Origin of the sequence: Actinomadura xylanilytica, assembly GCF_030283145.1 — a bacterium.
Classification (GTDB): Bacteria; Actinomycetota; Actinomycetes; order Streptosporangiales; family Streptosporangiaceae; genus Spirillospora; species Spirillospora xylanilytica.
Genome location: NZ_JASNWE010000001.1, coordinates 2,208,433 through 2,228,308, shown reverse-complemented (window position 1 = coordinate 2,228,308; position 19,876 = coordinate 2,208,433). Strand labels below are relative to the sequence as shown.

Sequence of the window (19,876 nt, the reverse complement as noted above, 5' to 3'; positions counted from 1 at the left end):
GTCATGACAGGGACGGTCGCGGTGGACTTCGTCGGTGTCGGCGGCGGCATGCTGGCGTTGACGCGCCGGCCGAAGGCGAAGTCGCTCCCGGCGATGAGGTCGCTCGGTGCGACCCATCTGGTGACGCTGCTGTCCCGGCGGGAAGGAGCAGGGGCCGTCGGGGCCGCCGCGCGGGCGGCGGGGTTGGAGTGGGTCTGGGTGGACCTCGCCAATGCCGATCCGCCGCCGCCGGCACGCGACGGCGAACTGGCCAAGGTCCTGCTCGACACCGCCGGGTCGCTCCGCGATGGCGCGGCGGTCGTCGTCCACTGCTCCGCCGGGATTCACCGGACCGGGATGTTCGCTCACGCGCTGCTCCGTGCGAGCGGGCTGAGCGGCGACGACGCGAGGCTGACGCTCGCGCGACTGCGAACCCCTACCTCCGAGGGCGTGGGCGAACACCGCCTCGCGTGGGGCGAACAGCTCTGCACCACGATGGGCTGGCGCTGAGGAGCCGTCAGCCTCGGCACCGCGCCCGGGTGGCCCGTGGTGGCCGGCCCGGGTGATAGTGGGGGGATGACGATCAGCTTTCGCCGTCCCGGCTTCGTGTGCACCGACCATGTCCTCGACGTCCCGCTCGACCATGCCGAGCCGGACGGGCCGAAGATCGAGGTGTTCGCGCGGGAGGTGGTGGCGCCCGGACGGGAGGGGGACGACCTGCCGTGGCTGGTGTTCCTCCAGGGCGGGCCCGGCAACAAGGCGCCCCGGCCGGGGGCCTCGCCGGCGGCCTGGCTGCCCCGGGCGCTCAAGGAGTACCGGGTGCTGCTGCTCGACCAGCGCGGTACGGGACGGAGCACGCCCGCCACCCGGCAGACGCTGCCGGAGAAGGCCGCCGACCACCTGCGGCACTTCCGCGCCGACTCGATCGTGCGGGATGCCGAGCTCTTCAGGCGGCGGCTCGTCGGGGACCGGCCCTGGAGCGTGCTGGGGCAGAGCTTCGGCGGGTTCTGCGCCGTCACCTACCTGTCGCTGGCCCCGGAGGGGCTGCGCGAGGTGTTCATCACCGGGGGACTGCCCAGCCTGACCGCCACGCCGGACGAGTGGTACCGCACCGCGTATCCGAGGGTGCTCGCGGCGAACGAGCGGTACTTCGCGCGCTACCCCGGCGACCGGGACGTGGCCGGGCGGATCGCGCGGCATCTGGCCGAGCACGATGTGCGGCTGCCCACTGGGGAGCGGCTCACGGCACGCCGGTTCCAGACGCTCGGGCTGGGGCTCGGCTCGTCCAGCCGGTTCGACGACCTGCACTACACGCTGGACGAGGCGTTCGTGGGGGACGGTGTCCTGTCGGACACGTTCCTCCAGGACGTGGGCGCGACCGTGTCGTACGCGGCGCAGCCGCTGTACGCGCTCGTGCACGAGGCGTGCGTCTGCAACGGGACGGTGTCCGACTGGTCTGCGGAACGGGTCCGGGGCGAGTTCCCGCAGTTGGAGGCCGAGCCGTTCTCGTTCGTGGGGGAGATGATCTACCCGTGGTTCTTCGAGGAGGACCCGGCGCTGACCCCGCTGCGCGAGACCGCCGAGCTGCTGGCGTCCCACGAGTGGCCCGCCCTGTACGACGCGGAGCGGCTGGCCGCGAACACCGTGCCGGTGGCGGCGGCCGTCTACTACGACGACATGTACGTCGACCGCGAGCTGTCGCTGGAGACGGCCGCGTCGATTCCGGGCGTCCGCACGTGGGTCACCAGTGAGTACGCGCACAACGGGCTGTCGGCCGACGCGCGGGTGCTCGACCGGCTCATCGCGATGATGCGGGGTGAGGTCTAGGCGGGGACGTCCTCGGGCAGCAGGATCCGCAGGGCGTCGTCGCTGACGGGGTGGCCTTCGCGTCCCAGGCGGGCGATCCGGCGGGCGTGGCGGGTGCGCATCTCCTCCAGGAGTTTGCGCACCTCGCGGCCGTTCCCCTGCGCGTAGCGGTCGCTGGACGCCAGGTGGGCGCGCGCCGCGGCGGTGGTCGCGTCCGGGAGCTCGAACCCGGACGTCTCCGCCGTCCGGGTGAGGATGGTCAGCAGGTCGTCCAGGCCGTACGGGGCGAACGTGAGGACGCGGGCGAAGCGGGAGGCCAGGCCGGGGTTCGCGCCGAGGAATCCGTCCATCTCGGCGGCGTAGCCCGCGACGATGACCACGACCTCGTCGCGGTGGTCCTCCATCAGCTTGACCAGGGTGTCGATGGCCTCCTGGCCGAAGTCGTGGCCGTCGCCGACCGACCGCGACAGCGCGTACGCCTCGTCGATGAACAGCACGCCGCCGCGCGCCTTCTCGAAGACCTCGGTGGTCTGCTCGGCGGTGCGCCCGACGTACGAGCCGACCAGGTCGGTGCGGGACGCCTCGACGACCTGGCCGCGGGCGAGGACGCCGAGGGCGGCGAGCAGCTCCGCGTAGAGCCGCGCGACGGTGGTCTTCCCGGTGCCGGGCGGGCCGGAGAAGACCAGGTGGCCGGGGACGGGGTCGGCGGGGAGGCCGGCCTGGTCGCGGCGGCGCGCGGTCGCGATCAGGTCCAGGACGTCGCGGACCTGGCCCTTGACCTCGTCCAGCCCGGTCATCGCGGCGAGCCGGTCGAGGACGGCGGTGAGCCGGCCGGGGTCGCGGGCGTCGCCGAACCGCAGGGCGAGGCCGTCGCCGGCGACGCCCGCCAGGTCCTCGGGCACGAGGGTGGTCAGGGCTTCGGGGGACGCGTCGGTGTCGAGGTCGGCGAGGCGCAGCGCCTGCTGCTCGATCGCGGCCTCGAAGACCCGCCGGGACTCGCGGCCGTTGCCGAACGACTCGCCGCGCCGCACCCGCTGGAAGTGGGCGAGCAGGACGTCGCGGGCCTCGGGGCTGAAGCGGAAGCCGTACTGGTCCGCGAGTTGCAGGGTGATCGCGGTCAGCTCGGCGGGGCCGTGGTTCTCGAACTCGATCGTGCGGCTGATCCGCGAGCCCAGCCCCGGGTTGGCGGCCAGGAACCCGCGCATCTCGGACGGGTACCCGGCGAAGACCACCACGACCTCGTCGCGGTGGTCCTCCATCAGCTTGACCAGGGTGTCGATGGCCTCCTGGCCGAAGTCGGCGCCCGTGCCGAAGCGCCGTGACAGCGCGTAGGCCTCGTCGATGAACAGGACGCCGCCGCGCGCCTCCTCGAACACGCGGGTGGTCTTCTCGGTCGTCTCGCCGAGCACCGTGCCGACCAGGTCGCCGCGCGACACCTCGCTGAACCCGCCGGACGCGACGGCGCCGAGCGCGGCGAGGATCTTGCCGTAGAGCCGCGCGACGGTGGTCTTCCCGGTGCCGGGCGCGCCGGAGAAGACCATGTGCCGTCCGATGGCCGGGCCCTCCGGCAGCCCGGCGGCGCGGCGCCGCTCGGCGACGCGCAGCAGCTTGACCAGCTTGTCGATCTCCCGCTTCACCCCGTCGAGCCCGATCATCGCGTCGAGCTCAGCGAGCAGCGCGGCGACGTCCTGCCCGGGGGCGCCGGTCTCGGTCCCGGCGCCGGACCGCCCGGCGGCGGAGGCGGCGGCGGCGCCGGAGGCGGGCGCGGGCGCGGACCGGGCTTCGCCGCCGGACGACGCGGACGCGGGCGCGCCGGCGGCCTCGAACTCGATGCCGATCAGGTCGGGCCGGGTGTTGTCCTCGGAGACGAGGCCCTCGGAGCGGACGTCGGCGCCCCGCTCGAACACCAGACCCGGCCCGGTGCCGCCCGTGACCGTGCAGCCGCGCAGGTCGGCGTGCGCACGGTCGTGCACCGCGATGCCGATGGCCCTGTGCTCGCGCACGCGGGTGCGGTCCAGGTGGAGCGTGCCGCCCGTCAGCACCAGAACGCCGATGTCGGTGCGCGTGAGGGTGCCGCCGGTGACGGCGGCGGTGGTCTTGTCGCACACGGCCACGCCGGCCTCGCCCGCGTCCTCGACGGTGCAGTCGGCGAAGCGCCCGGTGCCGCGCTCGTCCAGGGAGAACCCGTGGTTGCCGGAGTCTCGGACGGTCACCTCGGCCGCCGTCAGCGAGCCCGACGTCGTGACCCACACCCCGTCCGCGCCCGCGCCCTCGACCAGGAGGCCGCGCGCGTCGGCCGCGGCCTTGTCGCGGACGACCAGGCCGCTCTGCCCGGCCCGCCGGATCGCGCCGCCCTGGATGGAGGCGTTGGCGTGGTCCTGCACCAGGATGCCGGCGAACTCGGCGTCCTCGACCATGCAGTCCTGGATCAGCGGGGACGCGCCGGAGCTCACCCAGACGCCGTGCTCCCCGGCGCCGCGCACCAGGCTGCCGCGCACGGTGACCTTGCTGCCGCTGTGCAGGGCGATCCCGCACGCGGACGCGTCGATGACCGCGCTGCGCTCGATCATCCCGGCGGAGTCGTTGTAGGAGATCCCGGCGTCCCGCACGAGGCTGTCGCGCAGGAACAGCTCCGCCGCGTTCCAGGCGTTCAGCGCGGTGTCGGACGCGTTGACGAACTCGCAGTCCTCGACGATGGCGGTGCCGCCGGTCACGTCGAGCACCGTGCCGGAGTCGTGCCAGTTCCGCAGGACCAGGCCGCGCAGCGTGAGGTGGCCCTCGGACCGGAGGAGGTACTCGTCGGAGCAGTCGATGACGACCGACCCGCGCCCCTCGGCCGCGGTGATGACCGCGGTGCACCAGCAGCGGCAGGCGTCGGCGCGGTAGGTGCCGGGCTCGATCAGGATGTGCCGCGGTCCCGATCCGGGCGCCTGGAGCGCGTCCAGGATCGTGCGGAACGCGTTCGGCCTCGTCTGCGACACCACCATTCCGAGCATGCGTCTCCTCCGGGGGTCGATCGGGTCGCCCCCATCGTGCCGGACTCCGCCACCGTCACGCGGCCGGGGTCGTGACATCCGCCGGACGGGGCGTCACCTGGTGTGGCAGGACGTGCGCGTGTGGTCAATTTGGCGGGGTGTGTGGCGAGATTCTCAGTTATCTGACGGGTTTTCCGGTTGTCGGAGGATTCGCTGACCGGTGATCGGAGCATGCCGTCAGGGGCGCGAAGCCCTCCCCTCGTCGATCTTGTGGCGAAAAGTGAGCTATGTGATACTTGAGTGCAAGATCATCACTCCTGTTCTGCATGTGACTTCTGCCCGTTATCGGCCTATGTCCGAGAACCAGCGAGGGAACCGTCATGTCGACCGCCATCGGATCCGGGACCGCCGCCAGGTCGCCCCGTCCGCCCCGCGCGCGCCGCGCCCCCCACGTCATCCCGCTGCGCCGGCTGCTGTCGGACGTGCGGCGCGGCGGCGCCCTCGGCTTCCTCGACTCGGCCGGCCGGCAATCGCAGGGGTCGATCACCCGGATGAACGTCGGCCCGTTCCGCCCCTTCCTGGTCACCCACCCCCGGGACCTGGAGCACGTCCTGCGCACGCACGCGGAGAACTACCCGCGCGGCGCGGCGATGTGGAGCGCGCTCGGGCGGCTGACCGGCGGCGGGATCGGCGGCGAGGGCAACCAGTGGCAGGCCAGCCGGGAGATCCTCCAATCGGCGTTCTCGGCCAGATACCTCGCCGCGATGAGCGAGCAGATGATCACCTCGGTCAGCGGCGCGGTGGACGACCTCGGCACGCGGGTCGGGCCCGGCCGGCCGGTCGACGCCGGCCTGGAGATGACCCGGATGGTGCAGCGCGTCATCAACCCGGTCTTCTTCGGCAACCTGGTGCCCGACGAGGAGGGCGACCGGCTCGGCGCCGCGATCGCCACCGCGATGGGGTCGCTGCTGTGGCGGATGGCGATGCCGTTCGTCCCGCACCGGGTCCCGATGCCGGGTGACCGCGCGTTCCACCGCTCGACCCGCACGGTGAACGAGATCCTGCGGCCGGTCATCACCGCGGCCCGGAAGGGCCCGCGCGACGGCGACGACGTCGTCACCCGGCTGCTGAACGGGACCGGTGCCGGCGGGGAGTCGCTCACCGACGAGCAGATCTGCGACGACATCGTGGCGCTGTTCGTGGCCGGGAGCGAGTCCAGCGCGATCGCGCTGACCTGGGTGTGGGTCGCGCTGGCGCAGAACCCGGAGGTCTACGCCCGGGTCCAGGAGGAGGTCGACCGGGTGGTCGGCGGCGGCCGGCCGCGGCGCGAGCACATCCGGCAGCTCACCTACACCAACCAGATGCTGAACGAGGTGCTGCGGATCTACTCGGTCGGCTGGGCGGTGCCCCGGATGGCCACCGCGGACGACGTGATCGGCGGCGTGCCGATCCCGGCCGGGTCCACGCTGGTCATCTCCCCGTACCTGACCCACCGGGTGGAGGACGTGTGGGAGCGTCCGCTGGAGTTCGACCCGGACCGCTTCACCCGCGAGCGGGTCCGGGCCCGGCACCCGCTGGCCTACCTGCCGTTCGGGGACGGCGGCCACCAGTGCCTCGGGCAGCACTTCTTCAGCCAGGAGGCGTCGCTGATCGTGGCGACCCTGCTGACCCGGTACCGGGTCGGGCTGCACGGCGCACCGGTCGAGCCCCGCCTCTCCCTCACCCTCCAGCCGCGCGAGTCCGTCGAACTGGAGCTCGTCCCGAGGTAGCCGGGCGAGCGGAACGCGGCCTGCGCCTCCCTGGCGCGCCGAGGTGAAGGCCACGTTCCGCGATCATGACGAAAGCGGCGTTGCTAGGGTGTTTTGCGTGCAATCAGGGACCTGAGGGTCTCCGCCCCGCCGTCTCCTCCACCTCTGAGGGCGCACGGGCGCCCTCCCCGGTCCCTGTCCCCCCTTGGATCGCTTGAGGACTGGTTGATGCGCCTGCGCAAGTCACCCGCCGCCCGCAACACACGTGTGCGGGCGAAGATCACGGCCATGCTGCTGTCCCTTGTCGCGCTCTGGGGGTTCGCGGCTTGGGTGACCGTGCGCGACGGCTGGAACCTGCTGGAGGCCGGCCAGATCGACACGTCGGTCGGCCGGCCCACCAAGTCCCTGATCAACATGCTCCAGGACGAGCGCCGACTGTCGATGATCCAGCTCGGCCGGCATGGCGTGATCGTGCCCGGGCTGGCCGATCAGCGGGCCCGGACCGACCAGCTCGTCACCTCCTGGGGCCGCACCGCCAAGGACGCCCCGGACAAGGTCGTCGGCCACGTGGCCGAGACCCGCAAGCGGTTGGAGGCGCTGACCGCCGTCCGCAGCGCCGTCGACGGCGGCACCGCCGATCGCGCGGGTGTCGCGCAGGCCTACAACCTGGCGATCGACTCCGCGTTCTCCATCGTGCTGCTCAACACCGCGCTGGACGACGAGGGGGTCTCCTCCGACGGCCGCGCGCTGGTCGCGCTCACCCGCGCCCGCGAGCTGCTGGCCCGCGAGGACGCGCAGATGGCCGGGGTGATCGCCGTTGGCCGGTTCACCTCGGGCGAGTTCAACCGGTTCAGCCAGGCGGTCGGCGTCCAGCGGTACGGGATGGACGAGGCGACCCGGCAGCTCCCGCCCGCCGACCGCGCCCGGGTCGCGGCGCTGCACCGGAGCGGACCGTTCACCGCGCTGCGCGTCACCGAGGACCGGGTGCTGGCGATGAAGCAGCGTGCCAAACTGCGGCCCGGGGTGACCGCGGCGCAGTGGCAGTCGCTCACCCGGCCCGTCCTCGACCAGATCGACCAGGCCATCGACACGGGTGGTGACGAGGTGGTGGAGCGGGCCGTGCCGGTCGGCTACGGCGTGCTGGCCCGGGTGATCCTGGTCGTCGGTCTCGGGCTGTTCGCGGTCCTCGCCTCCATCGTGCTGGCCTTCACCACCGCGCGCGCGATCCTCCGGCAGCTCAACCGGCTGCGGATCGCGGCCGAGGAGCTGGCCGACGTCGCGCTGCCCGAGGTGATGACCCGGCTGAGCCACGGTGAGAAGGTCGACGTCGCCGCGCAGGCGCCGCCGCTGCGGTTCGGCGACGACGAGATCGGCCGGGTCGGCAGGGCGTTCAACCGGGTGCAGGAGACCGCGATCACCGCGGCCGTCCAGCAGGCCGAGCAGCGCGCCGGCTTCCGCAAGACGCTGCGCAACCTGGCGCAGCGCAACCAGAGCCTGGTCAACCGGCAGCTCCAGATGATCGACCGGATGGAGCGCCGCGAGGACCTGGCCGGCAAGGAGCTGGAGGACCTGCTCCGGCTGGACCACCTGACCACCCGCGCCCGGCGCAACGCCGAGAACCTGGTGCAGCTCTCCGGCGGCCAGCCCACCCGGGTGTGGCGCCGGCCGGTCCCGATCCTGGACGTGATCCGCGCCGCGGTCAGTGAGGTGGAGAACTACGAGCGCGCCACGTTCCAGCGGATCGACCCCGCGTGGCTGCGCGGGCACGCGGTGATCGACGTCATCCGGCTGCTCGCCGAGCTGATCGAGAACGCGCTGAGCTTCTCCAGCCCGGACACCACGGTGGAGATCAGCGGCCAGATGACCCCCAACGGGTTCGCGGTCGCGATCGAGGACAAGGGCCTCGGCCTGGACCCCGACCGGCTGGAGTCGGCCAACCACATGCTCGCCACCCCGCCGGAGTTCGACGTGGCACCCGAGGAGCGGCTCGGCCTGCTGGTCGCCGGGCTGATCGCCCGCCGGCACCTGATCACCACCACGCTCAAGCGGTCCCCGTACGGCGGCGTCACCGCGGTGGTGCTGCTACCCGAGGCCCTGTTCGAGCGGTCCGCCGAGCCCGAGCGCCCGCTGGTCGGCGCGGGTGTCGCCGCCGCGCCCGCCCCGGTTCCGGCCGCCGCCCCGGCGCGTCCCGCCGCCGTGCAGGACCCGCCCGGACGCGGCAACCTGGCGGTGCTGTCGACGGCCCGTCCCGAGGCCCCCGCCCTGGTCGCGCTGCCGACGCCCGAGCCGTCCGGCTCCGACGACGAGGCCGACGACGAGGCCGACGCCGGGCCGCTGCCGACCCGGCCGGCCCGGCTCGACCGGCCCGCCGCGGTCCCGGCCGGGGGACGCGGCGGCCGGGGCGGGCGCGGCGGCGAGCCGGAGGACGACGACACCCTCACCCCGGGCGGGCTCCCGATCCGCAAGCCGCAGGAGAGCCTGGCCCCGGCGCTGCGCGCCGACGCCCCGGCGTCCGACGAGGAGCCCGAGCCCGAGGACCTCGGCCGGTCGCCCGCGGACGTGCAGCGGATCATGGGCGCCTACCAGCGCGGCACGATCCGCGGCCGGGCCGCCGCCGACCAGGTCCAGAACCCCGGGGAGTCCGGGGCCGGCGGCCCTGACACCGCCGGGGCCCCGGAGGCTCCGGAGCAGGACGGGAAGTCCGGCGCGGCCGGACCACATGCGGACGAGCCGGACGACGACGGCGCCTCCGACGGGAACGCGCAGGGCGAACGGCGGGGAGAGGACGACGCCCCGGACGCCTGAATTGTTCCAAACAGAGCAAGAAATCCCGAAAGGGGTTGTGGTGGGCGTCACCCTCGGTTGATCATTTCCGCCTATGCGGCAATCGGGGCTCGTGATCAGGAGGATGGCCGGCGACCGGACGCTGGTGCTCGCCGCCTGCGCGACGGCGCTCTTCGCGACCACCGTGCTGGCGGCCCTGGTCGGGTACGCGGGGACGGTGACGCGCGAGGGACTGCGCCGGACGCTGGCCGGGGCGTCCTTCGAGACGTCCGGCACCAGGATCGCGGCGTCGGTGCCCGCGGGCGGGTTCGACACCGCCCGCGGGCAGATCGACCAGGCACTGCGCCAGATCTACCGGGACGTCCCGCTGACGGTGTCCACCGCCGTCCGCAGCGATTCGTTCACCCTGCCCGGTCAGGAGGACGAGGGCCATCCCGAGCTGACGGCGTTCGCCAGCTACGACGGGATCGAGGGGCACGCCCGGCTGGCGCAGGGCCGCTGGCCCGCGGCGGCGCCGGCCGCGGGCCGCGACGCCGCGCTGGAGGCGACGCTCCCCGCCGCCGCGGCGCGGTCGCTGCGCGTCGGCGTGGGCGACACCCTGACCATGCACGGCCGCGTCGACCGCGCCTCGACGGCCAAGGTCACGGTGGTCGGCCTGTTCGAGGTGCCGCGGCCCGACGAGTACTTCTGGCAGGGCGACCGGCTGGTCACCACCGGCACCGAGCGGCTCGACTACACCACCTACGGGCCGTTCGTGGTGCGGCCCGAGGCGTTCGCGGCCCGCTTCACCGCCGCCGGAACCGGCAGCGGCACCGAGATCCGGTGGACGGTGCTGCCCGACATGCGCGGCGTCGAGGCCGGTGACCTGAAGGGGCTCGGGCAGCGGGTGCGGGACGGCGGCGCGGTCTTCACCAAGGCCGGCGGCGGCAGCACCCGCTTCACCGCCACGACCGCCCTGCCGGACCTGCTCGCGCAGGTCGACGGCGCGGTGCTGGTCGCCAGGTCCACGATGCTGATGCCGGTGCTCCAGCTCGTCCTGCTGGCCGCCTACGCCTGGCTGCTGGTGGCGCGGCTGCTCGCCGACCACCGGCGCACCGAGGTGGCGCTGCTGCGCACCCGCGGGGTGGGGATCCGGCAACTCGCGGGCATCAGCCTGACCGAGGGGCTGCTCACCGTGCTGCCCGCCGCCGTGTTCGGGCCGCTGCTGGCGGGCCCGCTGCTGCGGGTGGCGGGGCTGGCCCCGGCGGTGCGGGCGTCCGGCCTGAGCCTGGACGCCGGGCCGCTCGCGCCGCTGTGGGCGGTGTCGGTCACCACCGCGCTGGTCTGCGCGGTGGTGTCGATCGTCCCGACGCTGCGCGGCGCCAACCGGACGTTCGTCGAGGCGCAGACGTCGATCGGCCGGTCCCGGCGCGGCGGGCTGAAGGGCTCGGGCGCCGACCTGGCGCTGCTGGTCGTCGCGGGGCTCGGGATCTGGCAGCTCACCCGGTACGGCGGCGCCGCGTCCACGTCCGGGACGGGCTCGGACGGAGCGGCGTCGGGCATCGACCCGTTCATCGTGTCCGGCCCGGCGCTGGCGCTGCTCGCGGGCGGGGTGCTGCTGCTGCGGCTGGTGCCGGTGGCCTCCAGCACCGCCGAGCGGGCCGCCTCGCGCGGCCGGGGCCTGGCGCCCGTGCTCGGCGCCCGGCAGGTGAGCCGCCGGCAGCTCCGCTACGCGGGCCCGGCGCTGCTGCTGGTGATGGCGATGGCCGTCGGGGTGCTGTCGGTCACGACGATGGCGACCTGGCGCAGGTCGCAGTCCGACCAGGCCGCCTTCCAGAGCGCCGCCGACCTGCGGCTGGCGGCGCCGAGCGCGCCCGGCGGCCCGGCGACCCTCGGGCTCGGCGGCCGGTTCGCCGCGCTGCCCGGCGTCACCGCCGCGACCGCGGTGGTGCGCAAGGACGCCACCGTCGGGAACGGCCCCGCGATCCTGCTCGCCGCCGACGCCAAGGCGCTCGGCCCGATCCTGCGCGTCCGGCCCGACCTGCTGCGCGGCATGGACCTCGGGCGGCTGGCGGCGGCGCGTCCCGCGGTGCCGGTGGCCCCCGTGCCGGGCCGTCCCGAGCGGCTGCTGTTCGACCTGCGGCTGAAGGCGGCGCCCGGGGAGACGGCCCCGGCGGGCGCCTTCCAGGCCAAGGCGATCATCGAGGACGCGCGCGGGCTGACCCACACCGCGCCGCTGACCGGGCTCGCGGTCGACGGGCGGACCCACACGGCCGAGGTGGACACCGCCGGCCTCGCCGGACCCGGCGGCGTGCTCAGCCATCCGCTGTCGATCCGCGGCCTCCAGTACGGCTACGACGACAACCCCACGTCCGGCGCCCTCACCCTCGACCTGCTGAAGATGCGCGGCGAGGGCGGTACCGGCGCGGGTGAGGTGAGGATGCCGCACGGCACCGGATGGGACGTGTTCGCCCCGAATCTGCGCAAGGCGCCCACGGCCGGACGTGGAGAGGGGCCGCTGTCGGTGTCGCTCTCCGCCACCCCGGCGACGTTCGAGCGCGGGGGGTCGGGCGCCGTGGTGAACGCGCTGCTCACCGCCGGGACCGCGCCCAAGCACGGCGGGCAGGCCGCCAACGCCCGGCTCCTGCCCGTGGTCCCCGCCGTCGTCACCGAGAAGCTGGCCTCCCGCGTGCACGTCGGGGTCGGCGGGACGACCACCCTCGCCACCGGCGACGGCGACCAGCCGGTCAAGGTGACCGCGGTGGTGCGGGCGCTGCCCTCCACGCCGCCCGACCAGCCCGCCGCGCTGGTGGACCTGCCGACCCTCGCCGAGCGGCGGATCGCGGCCGGCAGCGCCGGGCCCGAGTCCGTCCGGCCCGCCGAGTGGTGGGCGTCGGTGCGCGGCGAGCGGACCGCCCCGGCCGTCCGCGAGCTGGCCGCGCACAGCGCGTGGGGGACGGCCGAGGGCGACCGGATCGCGCTCCGCGACGAGCTCCGCGACGCCCCGCTCGGCGCCGCGCTCCAGGGCGCGCTGATGCTCGGCTTCGGCGCCGCGCTCGCGTTCGCCGTGATCGCCTTCGTGGTGAACGCGGCCGTCTCGGTCCGGGAACGGACCAGGGAGTTCACCGTGCTGCGGACGCTCGGCGTGCGGTCCGGGCAGCTCGCCGGGATGCTCGCCGTCGAGCAGGCGTTCCTGGTCGTGCTCGGCCTCGCCGGGGGGCTGGTGCTCGGCCTGGTGGTGGCCCAGCTCGTCGTCCCCGACATCGTGCTGAACGTGCAGGCCGCGCCGTCGTACCCGCCCGCCGACCTGGTGGTGCGGTGGCCGCTGGTGCTGGCCATGCTCGCCGGGGTCGCGGCGATCCTCGGGCTGGTGCTCCTGCTGCTGATCCGGGTGCTGCGGCGCCGGGGGCTGACCGCCGGCCTGCGGGCGGGGGAGGACCGATGAACGGCCCGTTCACGCGGCTGGTCCGCGCGCAGTGGGCGCCGCTCGTGGCGCTCGCCGTCCTGACACTGCTGTCGGCGCTGCTCGCCGTCGCGGTCCCGGCCCGGACGGCCGCGGGCTACGACCGCGCCGCCGACGCCGCGGTCGGCGGCGACGCGGTCGGCGGCGACGCCGACCTGCGGGTCGAGGCGTCGGTGCCGTCCGCCCAGGGCCGCAGGTCGATCCCGGACATCCAGGCCATGACGTTCCAGAGCGAGGACTGGCAGTCGGCGCTCCCGCCCACCTTCCGGGCGGTGAGCGACATCCCCGAGATGTCCATCACCACCACCCGGATGGCCGCGCAGGGCACCTTCGAGAAGCCCCGGCTGGCCTACCTGTCCTGGGACCTCGGCGCGCTCCAGCGCGTCCGCTACGTGGCCGGCGCGGAGCCCGGCGACGACCTGACCGACCAGAAGGACGCGCCGCTCAAGGTCACGGCCTCCAAGAAGTACGCCGACAAGCTCGGCTACAAGGTCGGCGACGAGATCACGCTCGGCGACGAGTCGGTCGAGCGGGGCGCCCCGCTGCGTGTCGAGATCGCCGCGCTGTACGAGCCGCGCAGCGCGTCCGACCAGTACTGGCGGATCCGGGCCGGGATGCTCTCCCCGGAGACGATCGTCGTCGGCGACGGCGTCGAGGCCGAGCAGGCCACCCTGCTGCTCGACCCGGTCGGCTACCGGCGCCTGCTCGACGGTCCCGGGCGCACGCTGAACTACAGCTGGCGGCTGCCGATCCGCCCCGGCTCGGTCAGCACCGCCGACGCCCGGAAGATGGCCGGCGAGCTGACCGCCTTCCGGGCCACCGTGTCCGGCCGCGCCGACGTGTTCCCCTGCCAGGTCGTCACCGCGCTGGACGGCCGCCTCACCACCTTCTTCGGGCAGAACCGCACCGCCGAGACGATCCTCAGCCTGATGTTCAGCGGGCTGCTGGCCGTGGCGGCCGGGGTGCTGCTGCTCGCCGCCGGGCTGCTCGGCGAGCGGCTCCGCCCGATCCTCGGGACGATGCGGGCGCGCGGCGCCGCGCTCCGGCAGATCGCCGTCCCGGTGGGCGGGCTGGCCGCGCTCGCGGTGCTGCCCGCCGCCGCGGCGGGAACCGGCCTCGGGCTGCTGGCCGATCTCGGGCCGCCGCAGTGGGTGTCGGCGTACGCGGTCGGCATCCTGGCCGTGCTGGTCCTCGTCCTGCCGATCGTGCTGGTGGTGCGGGGGCAGGGCAGCGGACTCGACGCGGCCCAGGGCGGCGACGGCGGACGCGGCGACATCGCGGCGGCGCGGCCGTCCAAGCCGCGCCTCGTCGTGGAGGCCCTGTTCGTGGTGCTCGCCGTCATCGGCGTGATGCTGCTGCGGCGGCGCGGCCTGGAAGGACAGGCCGAGCACGGCACCGACCCGCTGATCGCCGCCGCTCCGGTGCTGCTCGGCGTCGCCCTCGGGCTGCTGGTGCTGCGCGGCTACGCCTACCCGCTGCGCCTCGCCGGACGGCTGCTGCGCCGGGGCCGCTCCACCGTCGCGTTCGTCGGCGTGGCCCGCGCCTCCCGGCAGCACCTGGTCACCGCGCTGCCCCTGGTCGTGCTGCTGCTGGCCGCCGCCGTCGCGGGATTCGCCGCGACCGTCGACACCGCGCTGCGGCACGGGCAGGAACGCGCCGCCTGGCTCGAAGTCGGCGCCGACGCGCACGTCGCCGCCGAGGAACTGGATCCCGGCGTTGTCGCCCGGGTGCGCGCCGTCCGCGGCGTCACCGGGGCGATCCCGGCGCGGGTGACCACGGCCAGGCTGGGCGGGGCGGAGGCGGGCGGGACCCGCACCGAGATCACCGTCATCGCGATCGACCTCGACGCCTACCGCGAGCTCGCCGGCGGCGAGGCCGCGTCCCTGCCGTCCGCCCCGTCCGGCGCGTCGAGCGCGCTGCTGTCGCCGGAGGCGGCCCGCCTCGCCGGGACGTCCCGTCCGATCACCCTGGAACCGGCCAGCGCGACCCCGGTCAAGGTGAACCCCGCCGGACGGCTGGACGCCTCGCCCGGGTTCCCCGGCCAGCCGCGCGACGCGCCGTACGTGATCGTCCCGTACCGGCTGCCCGGCGTCCCGGCCGGTGCCCCGACCGACGTCTTCGCCAAGGGCGCCGGGATCGACGCGGCCGGGCTGCGGGCCGCGACGACCGCCTCGATCCCCAAGGGGACCGGCTTCGGCGGGTCGGGCGGCGTCGTCACCACGCGGTCGGCCGCGCTGGACGCCCTGACCGAGGCGCCCATGGTGTCGGTCGTGCACGACGCGTTCGCCGGCGGCGCGCTCGTCGTCGCCGCGTACGGGCTCCTCGCCGTGCTGCTGGTGCTCGTCGTCGGCGCCCGCGCGCGCGGACGCACCGTCGCCCACCTGGAGGTCCTCGGGCTGAGCCGGCGGCAGCGCCGCGGCCTCGCGCTCATCGAGATCGCCCCGGTGACGCTGAGCGCCGTCGTCGCCGGCTGGGTGCTCGGCCTGCTGCTGCCGGGCATCACCGGGCCCGTCGTGGACCTGCGCTCCTACACCGGCGGCCACGCCACCGGGACCCTCGTGGTGGACGCGACGTCCCTGCTCGTGCTCGCCGGGGCACTGCTGCTGACCGCCGTCGCGGCCCTCGCCGTCGACGCCGCCTTCGACTCCCGCCGGGGGCTCGGCGGGATCCTGAGAACGGGAGACTGAGCATGGGGGACCGGACATGAGCCCGGCACCGGGGGCGCCCAAGGCGCCCGACCTGGCCGAGCTGGAGCGCCGGGCCGCCGACCGCGGCCCCGTCTATGGCGCGGACGCGCACATCGTGTGCGACAACCTGGTGCGGATCTACCAGACCGACGGCGTCGAGGTCGTCGCGCTCCAGGGCCTGGACCTGCTGATCGAGCCCGGCGAGCTGGTCGCGATCGTCGGCGCGTCCGGGTCGGGCAAGTCCACGCTGCTCAACATCCTGTCCGGGCTGGACGTGCCGACCGCCGGCGTCGCCCGCGTCGCCGGGTCCGACCTGCTCACCATGACGGCCCGGCAGCGGCTCGGCTTCCGCCGCGAGCAGGTCGGCTTCATCTGGCAGCAGACCGCCCGCAACCTGCTCCCGTACCTCACCGCCGTCCAGAACGTCGAGCTGCCGATGCGCTTCGCCGGACGGTCCCGCAAGGCCCGCGCGATCCGCGCCGCCGAGCTGCTCGGCATGCTCGGCGTCGGCGACTGCGCGGGCCGCCGTCCCGCCGAGCTGTCGGGCGGGCAGCAGCAGCGGATCGCGATCGCCGTCGCCGTCGCGAACGAGCCGCACGTCATGCTCGCCGACGAGCCGACCGGCGAGCTGGACTCGGTCACCGCGGGCGAGGTGTTCGAGGCGCTGCGGCAGGTCAACCAGGAGCTCGGCACCACCACCGTGGTGGTGACCCACGACGCCCAGGTGTCCGGGCAGGTCGACCGGACGGTCGGCATCCGCGACGGCCGCACCAGCAGCGAGGTCCGCCGCCGCGACTCCGCCGACGGCACCCGCGTCAGCGAGGAGTACGCGGTGCTGGACCGGGCCGGCCGCGTCCAGCTCCCCAAGGGCTTCACCCAGGCGCTGGACATGAAGGAACGCGTCCGGATGGCGCTGGAGGACGACCACGTGGGCGTCTGGCCGGACCGGCCGCGCCCCGCCGACGAGGGGGAGGGGACCCGCGATGAGTGAACCGGCATCGGACGGGCCGATGGTCGCCGTCGAGGGGCTGACCCGGACCTACCGGACCGGACGGATCGAGGTGCCCGCGCTGCGCGGCGCGTCGTTCACCATCCCCGCCGGCGAGCTGGTGGCGGTCAAGGGCCGCTCCGGATCGGGCAAGACCACCCTGCTCAACCTGATCGGCGGCCTGGACTCCCCGGACGCCGGCACCGTCCGCGTCGGCGGGCAGGACGTCGGCGGGCTCGGCGAGGACGACCTGATCCGGCTGCGCCGCGAGACCATCGGCTTCGTGTTCCAGTCGCACGGGCTGATCCCGGTGCTGTCGGCGGCCGAGAACGTGGAGGTGCCGCTCCGCCTCGTCCGGATGGCGCCCGCCGAGCGCGCCGAGCGGGTCCGGCTGCTCCTCGCGCTGGTCGGCCTCGACGAGCACGCCGAGCAGCGCCCCTACGAGCTGTCGGGCGGGCAGCAGCAGCGCGTCGCGATCGCCCGCGCCCTCGCCAACCGCCCCCGGCTGCTCCTGGCCGACGAGCCGACCGGGCAGCTCGACTCCGAGACGGCGGGCGCCATCATGCCGCTGCTGCGCGCCGTGGTGCAGAGCGAGGGCGTGACCGTCGTGGTCGCCACGCACGACCAGACCCTGCTCGGCATGGCCGACCGCGTCCTGGACCTCAGCGACGGCGTCATCACCGAGGCCGCGCCCGCCGTCCCCTGACGCTCACCCGGGCAGCAGGGCGGCGAAGTCCGGCTCGAGCAGGTCGCGGACCTTCGCGTACGGCCCGGTGAGCTGGTCGGACGTGCAGGCGCTGCCCTCCGTCGACCAGTTCACCTCGAAGTGGTCGGGCGCGAGGAACACCGTCGCGTACGGCGGGCCCTTCTGCCTGCCCCCGTCAAGGGTGGGCTCGCTGCTCGGCAGGAAGTCGGACCGCTGCGGGGGGTGGTCGCCCATGCACCCGTCGGGGCCCCAGAACGTCCCCTCCTTGCTGGTGAGGCGGCTCCACAGCACCTGGAGACCGGCGGACGTGAGCGTGCTCGGCTTGAAGATGTCCTCCGCCGTGTACGCGCGGCCGGTCTTGAGGTCCAGGGTGACCGCCCAGCCCGGCAGCGCCCCGTCGGCCGGGAAGCAGTACCGGTTGTCGGTCTTGTAGACCACCGAGATGAGGGACGGCCCCCGCACGCCCATCCGGACGGCGGTGCTCACCCGGCTCTGCCCGCTGCACTGGGCGCGGGACCGGGCCGTCGCCTGCCTGATCCTGTCGATGCTCCAGTCCAGTGGGGCGCGCAGCTCCTGGTTGATCCTCCGCTGGACGGCCGGGTCGCGGTGCCCGCTGATCTGCGCGTACTGCGCGCGGACCGCCACCGGCACGCCGCTGAGCGTCTCGTTCTGGGTGGACACCGTCGCCGCGACCGGACGCACCCGAGGCTCGTCCCGACCGTGCCCCGCGGAGTAGACCGCCGTCCCGCCGGCGCCCGCGACGACCGCCGTCCCCGCCACGGCCACCGCGACTTTGGCCCCGACCCCGGCAAGAATCCCCGACCCCGCCGCCGCAGTACCGCCCGCTCCAGCCGCCGCTCCGCCTGCCGCCGTCGTCCCGCCTGCCGCCGCCGCCGCTCCGCCTGCCGCCGCGGTTCCACCCGCCGCGACCGCGCCGCCTGCGGCGACGGGCGCGATCCCGGCCGCGGCCAGCGGGAACACCGCGGCGAGTGCGACCGCCGCGCCCGCGAGGGCCTGGACGCCGCGCGCCTCCCAGTCCGTCCCGTACGCGGCTGTGGCGGCGGACTCCAGCTCCTGGACGAACACCGCCGCGCCCGCCGGACGCCCGTCGGGCGTCTTGGCCATCCCGCGCGCCAGCAGTTCGCGCAGCCCGTCCGGGACGTCCTCCACAGGCGGCGGCGCGTCCAGGTGCCCGCTCCTGAGCGCGCCCAGGTCACCGGTGAACGGACGGCGCCCCGTCAGGCACTCGAAGAACACGCATGTTGCCGCGTACACGTCGGCCGCCGGGGTGACCGGCTCGCCGCGCCACTGCTCGGGCGCCATGTACGCGGGGGTGCCCGACCGGTCCTGCTCACCCACCGGCACCGCGATGCCGAAGTCGATCAGCTTGCTCAGCCCGTCCGCCCGCACCACCACGTTCGCCGGCTTGTAGTCGCGGTGCACCACGCCCGCCGCGTGCGCCGCCGCCAGCCCCGCCAGCGATCCCTTCAGCACCAGGAGCGACTGCTCCGGGGTGAGGCTCCCGCGCTCGGCGAGGACGCGCCGCAGCGACACCCCGTCCACCGCCTCCATCACGATCGCGGCGCCGTGCTCGCTCTCCACCAGCCGGTACAGCCGCGCCACGTGCGGGTCGGCGACCTGCCCGAGCAGCCGGGCCTCATGCCGGAGCCGCGCCACGTCCCGCCCGGCCGCCGACGTCACGTACTTGATCGCGACCGGCGCCCCGGACTCCTCGTGCCGGGCCAGCACCACCCGGCCCTGCGCGCCCGCGCCGAGCTCCCGCACTTCCGCGAACCCAGCGATCTGCCACTCACTCACCGGACATCTCCTCCTTGGACGCACATCGCCGCCCATTTTCTGAGATGTACGGTCCCGTGTCCGGGTTGTTCGGACGATGCCGCCGGGACGGATCTGGATGGTGATCGGCGGAGGCGGCGACCATCAGGGATTCGCGTAGTGGACCTGGAGCGCGTCATCGCCGGTGCGCCCAACGGCTGGACGCCGACCGTCCCGGCCACCCACGGCCCGTGCTGGTGCACCTACCGCAAGCCGAGAGCAGTCGGGCCGCCTGAACCGGTCGGGGCCGGGCGTTCCCGGCCCCGGTCTGGTCGGCCTGCTGTGGTCGGCTCAGCCGTCCAGATACAGCAGCGCCGTGATGGTCTTCTTGCATATGTCGCAGTGCATCGGGGCTTCCTCGCTGGCGAGGTCGGCTTCCACGGTGGTGATGCGGTCGATGACGCCTGTGGCGCGCTCGGCCTCGAACGCCGCCCGCCATCGCGCGGTGTTCTCGGCCAGGTCGGCGACGTAGCGGGTGGTCATCTCGTAGAAGGCCCGGACGCCGTGCTCCTGCATATAGCCCCAGTTGAATTCCAGGGACCGGAGCGCGATGGGGAACGGGTGGTGCACGAGTCCCTGCGCCCAGCGCTCGGACACATCGGCCACGTCCAGACGGGAGGCGCGCTCATCCAGCACCGCCCACATACCCGAGGCGTCATACTCGGCGGTGACAGTGGCCAGCAGCGTCCCGGCCGCGTCCAGGTTGGCCGCCTTGCGGTCGAACAGCGTCAGCGCCTCCTCAGCGTCGGGGCCGCCGGGCTCCTTGCGGGCCGCATCGATGGCCGTCTTGAGCTGGACGGCGTATGCGGCCTCCCACGACAGGTGCTCGCCGAACGCGTTCCAGGGGTCGGGGAACCCCTTGTCAGCGACGGCGGTGAGGATGCGATCTCCCTGCACACCCATGTCTACCTCCGATGGTGGATCG

The 19,876-nt window shown here is 74.6% G+C and carries 11 protein-coding genes; 8 read left to right on the top strand and 3 right to left on the bottom strand.

All coding sequences use genetic code 11. The features are described 5' to 3' along the window. Positions 1–3 precede the first annotated feature (3 nt). Positions 4–489, top strand: coding sequence for a protein-tyrosine phosphatase family protein (locus tag QP090_RS10355; RefSeq protein ID WP_285938376.1), 486 nt, complete (start codon positions 4–6; stop codon positions 487–489). A 66-nt stretch (positions 490–555) separates the two neighbouring features. Continuing rightward, a complete protein-coding gene (locus tag QP090_RS10350) occupies positions 556–1,806 on the top strand; it encodes an alpha/beta fold hydrolase (RefSeq protein WP_285938375.1) in 1,251 nt (416 codons plus the stop codon). Here QP090_RS10350 and QP090_RS10345 read toward each other — a convergent pair. Next, entirely contained in the window at positions 1,803–4,781 is a 2,979-nt protein-coding gene (locus QP090_RS10345; protein ID WP_285938374.1) for an AAA family ATPase, read from the bottom strand. The genes QP090_RS10350 and QP090_RS10345 overlap by 4 nt on opposite strands. 359 nt (positions 4,782–5,140) lie before the next feature. Here QP090_RS10345 and QP090_RS10340 point away from each other — a divergent pair, with 359 nt between their 5' ends. The 6 genes from QP090_RS10340 (at position 5,141) to QP090_RS10315 (ending at position 17,115) form a co-directional block, all read left to right on the top strand. Next, positions 5,141–6,529: a cytochrome P450 gene (locus tag QP090_RS10340; protein WP_285938373.1), complete on the top strand. Its 1,389-nt coding sequence runs from the start codon at positions 5,141–5,143 to the stop codon at positions 6,527–6,529. A gap of 267 nt (positions 6,530–6,796) precedes the next feature. Then, a complete protein-coding gene (locus QP090_RS10335) occupies positions 6,797–9,313 on the top strand; it encodes a nitrate- and nitrite sensing domain-containing protein (protein ID WP_285938372.1) in 2,517 nt (838 codons plus the stop codon). Between the two features lie 73 nt (positions 9,314–9,386). Continuing rightward, the gene (locus QP090_RS10330; protein WP_285938371.1) at positions 9,387–12,716 is read left to right on the top strand and encodes an FtsX-like permease family protein; all 3,330 of its coding nucleotides are present in this window, start codon (positions 9,387–9,389) and stop codon (positions 12,714–12,716) included. Continuing rightward, complete coding sequence (locus QP090_RS10325; protein WP_285938370.1) at positions 12,713–15,421, top strand: FtsX-like permease family protein; 2,709 nt, start codon at positions 12,713–12,715, stop codon at positions 15,419–15,421. Before QP090_RS10330 ends, QP090_RS10325 begins: the two co-directional genes overlap by 4 nt. A 16-nt stretch (positions 15,422–15,437) precedes the next feature. Continuing rightward, positions 15,438–16,412 carry an ABC transporter ATP-binding protein gene (locus QP090_RS10320; RefSeq protein ID WP_285938369.1) on the top strand — a complete coding sequence of 325 codons (975 nt, stop codon included), beginning with the start codon at positions 15,438–15,440 and terminating at the stop codon, positions 16,410–16,412. Further along, positions 16,405–17,115 (top strand): ABC transporter ATP-binding protein, encoded by a 711-nt coding sequence (locus QP090_RS10315; protein WP_285938368.1) that lies wholly within the window; start codon positions 16,405–16,407, stop codon positions 17,113–17,115. The genes QP090_RS10320 and QP090_RS10315 overlap by 8 nt, the downstream gene beginning before the upstream one ends. Positions 17,116–17,118: 3 nt before the next feature. On the opposite strand, the gene QP090_RS10310 is transcribed toward QP090_RS10315, so the two are convergent. Together QP090_RS10310 and QP090_RS10305 are read right to left on the bottom strand one after the other, a co-directional pair. Beyond that, a complete protein-coding gene (locus QP090_RS10310; RefSeq protein WP_285938367.1) occupies positions 17,119–18,933 on the bottom strand; it encodes a serine/threonine-protein kinase in 1,815 nt (604 codons plus the stop codon). A 309-nt stretch (positions 18,934–19,242) separates the two neighbouring features. Further along, a complete protein-coding gene (locus tag QP090_RS10305; protein ID WP_285938366.1) occupies positions 19,243–19,854 on the bottom strand; it encodes a hypothetical protein in 612 nt (203 codons plus the stop codon). Positions 19,855–19,876: the final 22 nt, after the last annotated feature.